Source organism: Haloferax sp. s1 (assembly GCF_058382125.1).
This window is the reverse complement of sequence record NZ_JBZRPK010000567.1, coordinates 1-7,646: the sequence shown is the minus strand read 5'-3', so window position 1 is coordinate 7,646 and position 7,646 is coordinate 1. Positions and strand designations below refer to the sequence as shown.

The 7,646-nt window shown below is 57.1% G+C and carries 8 protein-coding genes; 3 read left to right on the top strand and 5 right to left on the bottom strand.

Translation table 11 applies throughout. The features are described from left to right. A partial coding sequence (locus QT222_RS10620) for a type I glutamate--ammonia ligase (RefSeq protein ID WP_491477155.1) occupies window positions 1–984 on the bottom strand: 984 nt, incomplete at its 3' end. 345 nt (window positions 985–1,329) lie between these two features. Between QT222_RS10620 and QT222_RS10615 the strand changes: the two genes are divergently transcribed. The 3 genes from QT222_RS10615 to dpsA all read left to right on the top strand — a co-directional run bounded on the left by QT222_RS10615 (window position 1,330) and on the right by dpsA (window position 4,580). Beyond that, window positions 1,330–2,544, top strand: coding sequence for an ABC transporter substrate-binding protein (locus QT222_RS10615; protein WP_491477156.1), 1,215 nt, complete (start codon window positions 1,330–1,332; stop codon window positions 2,542–2,544). Window positions 2,545–2,546: 2 nt separating this feature from the next. After that, window positions 2,547–3,887: a gamma-glutamylputrescine synthetase gene (gene glnA2, locus QT222_RS10610; RefSeq protein WP_491477154.1), complete on the top strand. Its 1,341-nt coding sequence runs from the start codon at window positions 2,547–2,549 to the stop codon at window positions 3,885–3,887. Window positions 3,888–4,034: 147 nt separating this feature from the next. Beyond that, the gene (gene dpsA, locus QT222_RS10605; RefSeq protein WP_004056717.1) at window positions 4,035–4,580 is read left to right on the top strand and encodes a DNA starvation/stationary phase protection protein DpsA; all 546 of its coding nucleotides are present in this window, start codon (window positions 4,035–4,037) and stop codon (window positions 4,578–4,580) included. Between the two features lie 13 nt (window positions 4,581–4,593). On the opposite strand, the gene QT222_RS10600 is transcribed toward dpsA, so the two are convergent. From QT222_RS10600 to QT222_RS10585, 4 genes are all read right to left on the bottom strand, one after another. After that, window positions 4,594–4,911 (bottom strand): amphi-Trp domain-containing protein, encoded by a 318-nt coding sequence (locus QT222_RS10600; RefSeq protein WP_004056718.1) that lies wholly within the window; start codon window positions 4,909–4,911, stop codon window positions 4,594–4,596. A 14-nt stretch (window positions 4,912–4,925) separates the two neighbouring features. Then, window positions 4,926–5,093, bottom strand: coding sequence for a hypothetical protein (locus tag QT222_RS10595; protein ID WP_014732343.1), 168 nt, complete (start codon window positions 5,091–5,093; stop codon window positions 4,926–4,928). A gap of 298 nt (window positions 5,094–5,391) precedes the next feature. Further along, on the bottom strand, window positions 5,392–6,441 hold the full coding sequence (locus QT222_RS10590) for a tyrosine-type recombinase/integrase (protein WP_491477153.1): 1,050 nt from the start codon (window positions 6,439–6,441) through the stop codon (window positions 5,392–5,394). Continuing rightward, entirely contained in the window at window positions 6,431–6,877 is a 447-nt protein-coding gene (locus tag QT222_RS10585; RefSeq protein WP_491477152.1) for a DUF5805 domain-containing protein, read from the bottom strand. The genes QT222_RS10590 and QT222_RS10585 overlap by 11 nt, the downstream gene beginning before the upstream one ends. Window positions 6,878–7,646 lie beyond the last annotated feature (769 nt).

The following is a 7,646-nucleotide window of genomic DNA, read 5'->3' as shown; positions in this document are numbered from 1 at the left end:
CTCCCGTCCCTGTGCAGGTGCGGGGACTCGAATCAAGGCCTCCCGATTGAGCCATCCCCAACAGATGTAGCCCGCAGCGCCGTGACGCGGTTGAAGCCGACTGTACGAGTTCACTGTCGGTGCAGTGAGTGCGAGGACTGCCGGTGCGTGGTCGAGAACACCCGCGATGAACTGCCGCGCGGTTTCGCTTATATCGCCGTGGTTCGGGTCGAAAAACTGGTTTTCTCCGTTCCACAGCGAGACGTTGATGTGGCACCCGTTCGTCCCGTCGTCGAACGGCTTCGGGAGAAACGTCGCCTGATAGCCGTCTTGCTCGGCGACGCTCTTGACCGTCTCACGGAGAAGGAGGTGTTCGTCGGCGGCTCCGAGACCCGTATGGTGTCCGGTGACGATCTCGTGTTTTCCGGGCGAAAACTCGGGATGATACTTCTTCACGTCGATTCCCTGCGCTTTGAGCGCGTCCACGATGTGTAGGATTGCGTCGTGCGTGCCTCGAATCGACTCCGTTCGGTACGCACCCGCTTCGTCGCCGCGGTTTATCTTTCCGTCCCCGTCCCGGCTGAAAAGGCTGAACTCGCTTTCGAATGCGACCTGTGGGGAGAGTCCCTTCGCTCGGAGGTCGCGTTCGACTGACTGGAGCGACGACCGACTGTCGACGTCCCACGGTTCGCCGTCGAGGGTTCGGATGTTGCAAAGCATCGCACCCGCCCGGTCCGCGTACGGAAGGGGCCGGAACGTTTCGGGGTCGGGACAGAGATGTACCTCACCGACGGCATCGAATCGACTATTCCTGTTTCGGCAGGCGAACGCGTCGTAGACTTGGATGACTTCCGAAAGGGTGACCCCGCTTTCGACGGCTGCATCGACCTCCGATACGTCGACGGTGTTGGCCTGAATCACCCCGCTTGGGGTGACGTACAGCAGTCTGATGAGGTCGATGTTCTGGTCCTCGCACTGGGATTTGACGGTCGATGTGTCGCTCATTAGTTCCTCGCCACTCACATTTTTAGGCCAGCCTAAAAAGTATGACTCCCTAATTACTGATCTAAATTGAGAGCGATGACTTGGATGACGTAATGCAGAACCCCCAGCGTCTGTCCCCGATTTCAATTAGCCGATGGTTGGTTTTCTCGTGAGTTCGGCGTCGCGGTCGCGGTGTTCCGTGTCGACCATCTTGTTTTGTCCCTCGCCAAATCTGTATTCCAATCGACAGCTATAGGGCATAGCAGATCGAATCTGGTTTTGGCTGACCTAAACTTCGAAAGCCATATAATGTTTTAGGCTGGCCTAAATTGTATGGCACGAGACTCACCGACACGTAGAGAGTATATGAAATACGGAGGTGCACTCATCGGCGGCGGCCTCCTCGCCGGTTGTACCGGCGATGCCGCATCTGATTCGACGACGACGGCTTCCGAATCGACGTCGCAGACCGAAACGGCGACGGCGACGGCAACGGAGTCTGAAGGTGACAGTAGTTCGTACACGGTCTCGATGGCCCCGATGGGCGAAGTCGAGTTCGACGAAGTCCCCGAGACGGTGTTTACGATTCTCGGCCAGCACGCTGGCATGGCGCTCGCGCTCGGATACGGCGACGCGATAAACGCCATGCACGGGCCTTCGTACCACCAGTCGCTGTGGAGCAACTTTATCCACCATCTCGACGGCGTCACCGTCGATTGGGAAGGTATCTACTCCTCGTGGCCCCCGACGAAGGAGAAACTCTACGAACTCGACAGCGACATCCACCTCGCCGACCCCGCGAAGGTCGATTCGGCGGAAGGCTGGAACATGAGCGACATCGAAGAAATCGAGCAAAACGTGGCTCCGTGGTTCGGAAACACGTTCAGTGACACCCACCAGAAGCCCCCCGCGGAGTGGGTCGATTCGTACGAGTACTACACGCTCTGGGAAATCTTCGGAAAGGTCGCGCAGGTGTTCCAAGAAGAAGAACGCTACGAGGCGCTTTCGAGCATTCATGACTCGTTAGTCTCGGACATCGAATCGAACCTCCCGCCGGAGAGCGAGCGCCCGACCGCGGCGATGGTGCTGTTTTCGAGCTCCGACGACAACATGTGGGGCTACAAGATGAACCACCCGGGCTACTACTCCGCGCACACCCGGCCGATGAAGACGACAGACGCACTGGCGTCCGCAATCGGCGAGGGCTACGGCGAGGACGGCGGCAATATCAAACTCGACTACGAGATTCTGCTGGAAGCCGACCCGGACGTGCTTCTCGTGTTGGGTCCGATGACGGACTACTTCAACATCGACGACATCCGTGCGGACTTAGAGAACCACGAGGTCGCAAAAGAGCTGACCGCAGTCAAGGAAGGCCGCGTGTTCACGCAGGGCGCGCGCAGACACGGCCCGCTTCTCAACCTCTTCCAAATCGAGATGACTGCCAAGCAACTCTACCCCGAGCAGTTCGGCGAGTGGCCCGGCTACGTCAACGGCGAGCCGTACCCGGACATCCCGGCTGACGAACAGCTCTTCGACCGCGACCGCGTCGCGGAAATCGTCACCGATGGCGTAAACTGAGCATGGAACCCCAATCAATCCTTGCGCAGTGCGAAGATGCCGGTGTCGAACTCGTCAGACTGCTGTACGTCGGCAATGACGGGCACACTCACGGCCATTCGGTAAAGCGGGCGCACCTCGAAGATGCGCTCGAATCCGGCATCCAACTGCCCAAGTTGATCCAGTCGTTCAACGCGCTCGGCATGCGCGTGAAAGACGCCGATTTCGACGCCGTCGGCGAGGTTCGACTGGTTCCAGACCGTTCGACGTTTCGTGTGCTTGACCACGAAGACAGCGTCGCGGCCGTCTGCTGTTCGCTGTACGAAATCGACGACCAGACGCCGTGGGCGGCCGACCCCCGGTCTGCACTCTCCGGGTTCATCTCGACGCTCGCGGACGACGACGTGGTCCCTTCGACCGCACTGGAAAGCGAGTTTCACTTCTACACCTCGGAAGACGGCGACGACGAGCCGCACGGTACTCGCGGACTCTACGCGACGGCCAGTATGCGCGAGTTCAACGACATCGTCTTAGAGACCATCGACGCACTCGAAGCCCAGCAGATTAACGTCAAAAAGCACTGTCCGGAGTACGCCGCCGGCCAACACGAACTCGTCACCAAACACCGGGAGGGACTTACCCCAGCCGACGATTACGTGTTCCTCCGGGAGACCGTGGCTGCCATCGCCGAATCTCACGGCTTCGAAACCACGTTTCTCCCGTTCCCGTTCGAGACCGCGACGAACGGCTGCCACATCAACCTCTCGCTGTGGAACGACACGAACCTGTTCGCACCGACCGACTCGGACAGGGCGCTGAGTTCGACTGGGCGCCACTTCGTCGGCGGCGTCCTCGCTCATCTCCCGGCGTTGCTCGCGCTCACGTCGCCGACCGTGAACTCGTACGCGCGACTCCAACCGCAGTCCGGTGCGGCGGCATTCGGATGTTGGGGCATCGGGAATCGGGAAGCCGCAATCCGCGTCCCCGAAGTCCCGACGAACAAGCGCGAAACCGCAACACGAATCGAGTTCCGGCCCGCGGACAACACGGCGAACCCATACTTGTCGTTACTCGGACTCTTGGCCGCGGGTTGGGACGGCGTGCAGAACGAAATTGACCCGGGACGGCCGCTCGACGAAGACCCCGGAAACTGTAGCGACGAGTTGCTGGACGAGCGCGGTATCGAACGACTCCCGCAGACGCTCGGCGAGGCGCTCGACGCGTTGGAGAAAAACGAGGTACTTCGGGAGGCCCTCGGCGAGCAGTTGTTCGATTCGTATCTGACGGTCAAACGGCACGAATGGGACGTGTTCACTGCGAGCGCGGCCACGTGGCAACAGGACATCTACCGTGAGGCGTTCTAAAGTCCGGTAACTCGAATCCGCAATCTCGGCCCCGCACTTTTCAGACACTTAACACACATTCAGCGTTGACGAACGCTCGTGCCTGATTGAATTTCAATGATTTACTGTGAACTTTTATGGCTTCTCCTCACGAATCCTTCAGTTGCAATGAGTTCCCAAGAGACAGTCCGACGGCAAGCCGACACCGTCAGTGAGAACCCACTTAGACTCGAAGAAGAGAAAGCCGAACAGGTAATCGAGGCACTCAACACTGACCTCGCAGACGCGTACGTCCTTTACCACCAACTCCACAAGCACCACTGGAACGTCGAAGGTGCAGAACACCTCGATATTCACGTCTTCCTCCAGGAGGCGTACGAGGATGTCGAGGAAGCCGCTGACGACATCGCCGAGCGTATTCAGGCGCTCGGGGGCGTCCCACACGCCAGTATGGCCACACTCTCGGACGCCGCAACGGTTGAAGCCGAAGACGAGGATGTCTACGACATCCGCACGTCGCTCTCGAACGACCTCGAAATGTACGGTGATATCATCGAAAGCTACCGCGAACACATCGGACTCGCCGAAGGGCTCGGCGACTACGCGTCCGGTGAAATGCTTCGGGAGCAACTCGTCGATCTCGAAGAGCACACCCACGTCATCGACCACTACCTCGAAGACGACACGCTTGTCCTCGAATCTGCGACGAAATGACCGTCTAACCTTTCTACTCTACTTCGGGTGGTTTATCGTCGGTCCGCCCCGGAAGTTCCAGTTCGATTTCGAGTTCGGGGTCACCGACTCCGTCAAAGTCGATTTCGAGTTCGACAGGCTCACCGAACGCGAACGGAAGTTCCCACTCGTCGGTGACAATTTTCAGTTCATCATCATCGCGAAGTTGTTCGCCGAGCGTTATCAGAAACTCGCCCGCGTCACTGGCGTCGAGGCGGAAGTCCTGGTCGAACTTGCGTCCGGTTCGAATGGTCGTTCGTTCGCTCTCCGTCGTGGCAGACGTCTCTTCGTCACTCGCCGTTTCTTCGCTCATTGAATTTTCCTCACTCATCGAATCACGTCGACGGTCATGTCACTCGAAATCCATCCGTCGGTATTTCCTGCTTCGAGGAAAACTGATTTGCCGGGGCGACTCTCACAGATAGCTATCTCAGGGCCTTGTTGCGGCTCCTGATCCGAAGTTGTCTCCGAGTGCGACTGGGCACTGGTGGTCATTGAATCGGTTTAGGTAGGCCTAAACTAAAAAGAGTGCGGTTTGCGGCGGGTCTCTCATCTTCGATCATCTGTGATATGTCGTTCACCGAGAGATTCACACATTACATCAGTCTACGGAGCTGGATGTGCTGTCTCGGCTGCTTCGAGAGGTTGAAGCGGTGTATCGAGTCGCTCAACACGGTTACCCTCGTTGCGGGTGCCTGCGTTTTTTTCCCGATACACGAGTGGTATCCAGACACCAAATTAAATATAGCGAAATACAATGTATCAGTTCGGCACCAAACATGGGTGGCACTATCTAGCGTAGTGAATATACGTTTGATTCGTACGTCTCGCGTACTCTATCGCCCCAATTGTGGGTGTACGTGTCGATAATGTCGCCAGCGACGTCACCGCGGAGGTACTTGACGATGCCGCGGTCCCCGGTTCGGTCGCGAAGGTGCGTGGTGAAGAAGTGCCTGAAGTAGTGGGGGGTGACGTTCTCTTCTCGGTCGCCGCCCGTCCGGTACCAACCTGCATCGGTTGCGTGCGAGGTGACGATGTGGTGGACCGCGTCTGGGACTAGTCGCTTTCCCCACCCGGATGCGGTCCCGACGAAAAGCGGTTCCGCGGGGGAGGTCGTATCCGGTCGAATCGCCAGCCAACGCAGGAGAACAGCTTCCAACTCGTCGTCCACCGGGATAACCGTCGAGCGTTTTCGCTTGTTCGAGGCAGTTCGCGTCTCGCCGTTCGTGACGCCCCCGGCGCTCGGGTCGGCGGAGACGTATATCGACGGTCCTCGCCCATCGAGGGTGGCGCGAGTCGATACATCGGCAAGCGGTGTATCCTCCGAGAGCGAAAGGTCTCGAAGGTCGAGGTTGCACAGTTCGCCGACGCGCATCCCCGTCTTGAGGAGTGTCACCACCAGTGCGTGCTCCAGTGGATGGTGGATTCCGCGGACAAACTCCCGCATTTGCGGTACCGATAGCTCCCGTCGCGCTGGATTGGTGTCGATGCGCTCGTCCATCTCCTCCATCACGAGACCCATCGGATTGGAATCGAACACACCGACCTGGGCCATGTAGGCGTAGAACCGGTGGAGATACGAGGCGTATGTTGCGACTGTACTCGATGCGACCGCGCGGTTCCTGAGCGTGTGTATCCACGCCATGCAGTCGCGGTGGGTGGCTTCGTCGACCGACCGCGCGGTTCCTGCGGGGTTGCGCGAGGGGTCGCCGAGGAACGATTCAAATTCTCGAAGGACGCGCTCGTACGCATCGCGAGTCCGGTCGGATTTCCCGTGGTACGTCATATCCTGTAGAAAGTAGCCGACCGGGTCGGCCACATCGGCCGGTCGCTCAGCGGCCATCGTCCTCCGCAAGCGTGTACCCGCCATGGCGACCGCTGTACACAACTCGACCGGACGACTGGAGTTCTTGCAGCGTCGATTCGAGACGGTCTTCGATGTCGTCCGTCAACGCCGAAACGAGGTCGTCCCACGAATGGTGTGAGTCGGTCGCCAGCGTCTCGATAACGCGGTCTTCGAGTCGATCATTATTTCTAGGCGAATGTGTGTGATTAGAATGGTCGTTCTGAAGGCCTGTTTCACCCCCTTCTACCCCGGGGGTTACGGCTGTCTCATCACCTTTCGAAGGCACCTCGAAATCTGCCCGTCCTGCCTGTACCATAGTCCTGACAAATTCGCTTTGGCTCATGCCGAGTCGGTCGGCGTGGTCCTTCCAGATGGCCTTCTGGTGTGCCGGGAGGTAGGTTTGGACCGTCGCTCGGTCGCCCTCGTCGCTCATGGTCGGGTTGACTCGGGGGGTGATATTCAATCTACTGGCACAGTCCAGAATAAGAGAGTTTATCCGAATCTGTACTAGTGGATTTTTGGCGCGGAATTGGACTTATCGTGATTAGTGCAACCCTCATTTTGCCTGTTTGCATGTACAAATCAGAATAAGTCTATTACCATCGAAGCCACCGATTTCGGCCGTTTCGGGCGAATCTGTGGATACACCAAAATTCAGTTCTTTTTTGAGCAACGGAATTGGCCAGACATTGTTCTATTTATGTGACGAGTCCCATAATTTGGATAGTTGTTCTGACCCCGTTCACCCCGGAGTAACAGATGATAGATGTACTTCTAGCGGGTTCGTTATTTCGAGATACAATTCTCTGAATTATTACAAAACTGCCACAGGTACTCTTTGACGCGTTTCTTATTTCTTCTATACTAGTTCTGTAATTAGATTTGAAATATACGATGAATTGAATCTTGTATTTTATTAGCCAACTTGACGAATCCGAGCCTCAATTCCTATCGAATATTCCTTCTGATGACGAGTAGAAATTTATTAGAAAATTCAGAGCCTCCCACGTGTTAAAATAGATATTCTGTGTTAGTTTCTTTTCTAGTGTACTGTTGTTGGTAATACACTGACTTTCCGTCTAACACAACTGCAGGGGTATTGTTCTACTCGGACACAAAGACGAACCAAATCGGGGTGGGTCTCGCCGATACGTTTGGCATTCCTTGGTTGGAACGCAGCGTGCAAGCAAGTGGCCCGACAC

Coding starts and splice junctions, on each gene's coding strand:
- dpsA (WP_004056717.1), top strand. CDS start 4,035: ATGAGTTCCCAAGAGACAGTCCGACGGCAAGCCGACACCGTCAGTGAG.
- QT222_RS10615 (WP_491477156.1), top strand. CDS start 1,330: ATGAAATACGGAGGTGCACTCATCGGCGGCGGCCTCCTCGCCGGTTGT.
- QT222_RS10590 (WP_491477153.1), bottom strand. CDS start 6,441: ATGGCCGCTGAGCGACCGGCCGATGTGGCCGACCCGGTCGGCTACTTT.
- QT222_RS10595 (WP_014732343.1), bottom strand. CDS start 5,093: ATGACCACCAGTGCCCAGTCGCACTCGGAGACAACTTCGGATCAGGAG.
- QT222_RS10585 (WP_491477152.1), bottom strand. CDS start 6,877: ATGAGCGACGAGGGCGACCGAGCGACGGTCCAAACCTACCTCCCGGCA.
- QT222_RS10600 (WP_004056718.1), bottom strand. CDS start 4,911: ATGAGCGAAGAAACGGCGAGTGACGAAGAGACGTCTGCCACGACGGAG.
- glnA2 (WP_491477154.1), top strand. CDS start 2,547: ATGGAACCCCAATCAATCCTTGCGCAGTGCGAAGATGCCGGTGTCGAA.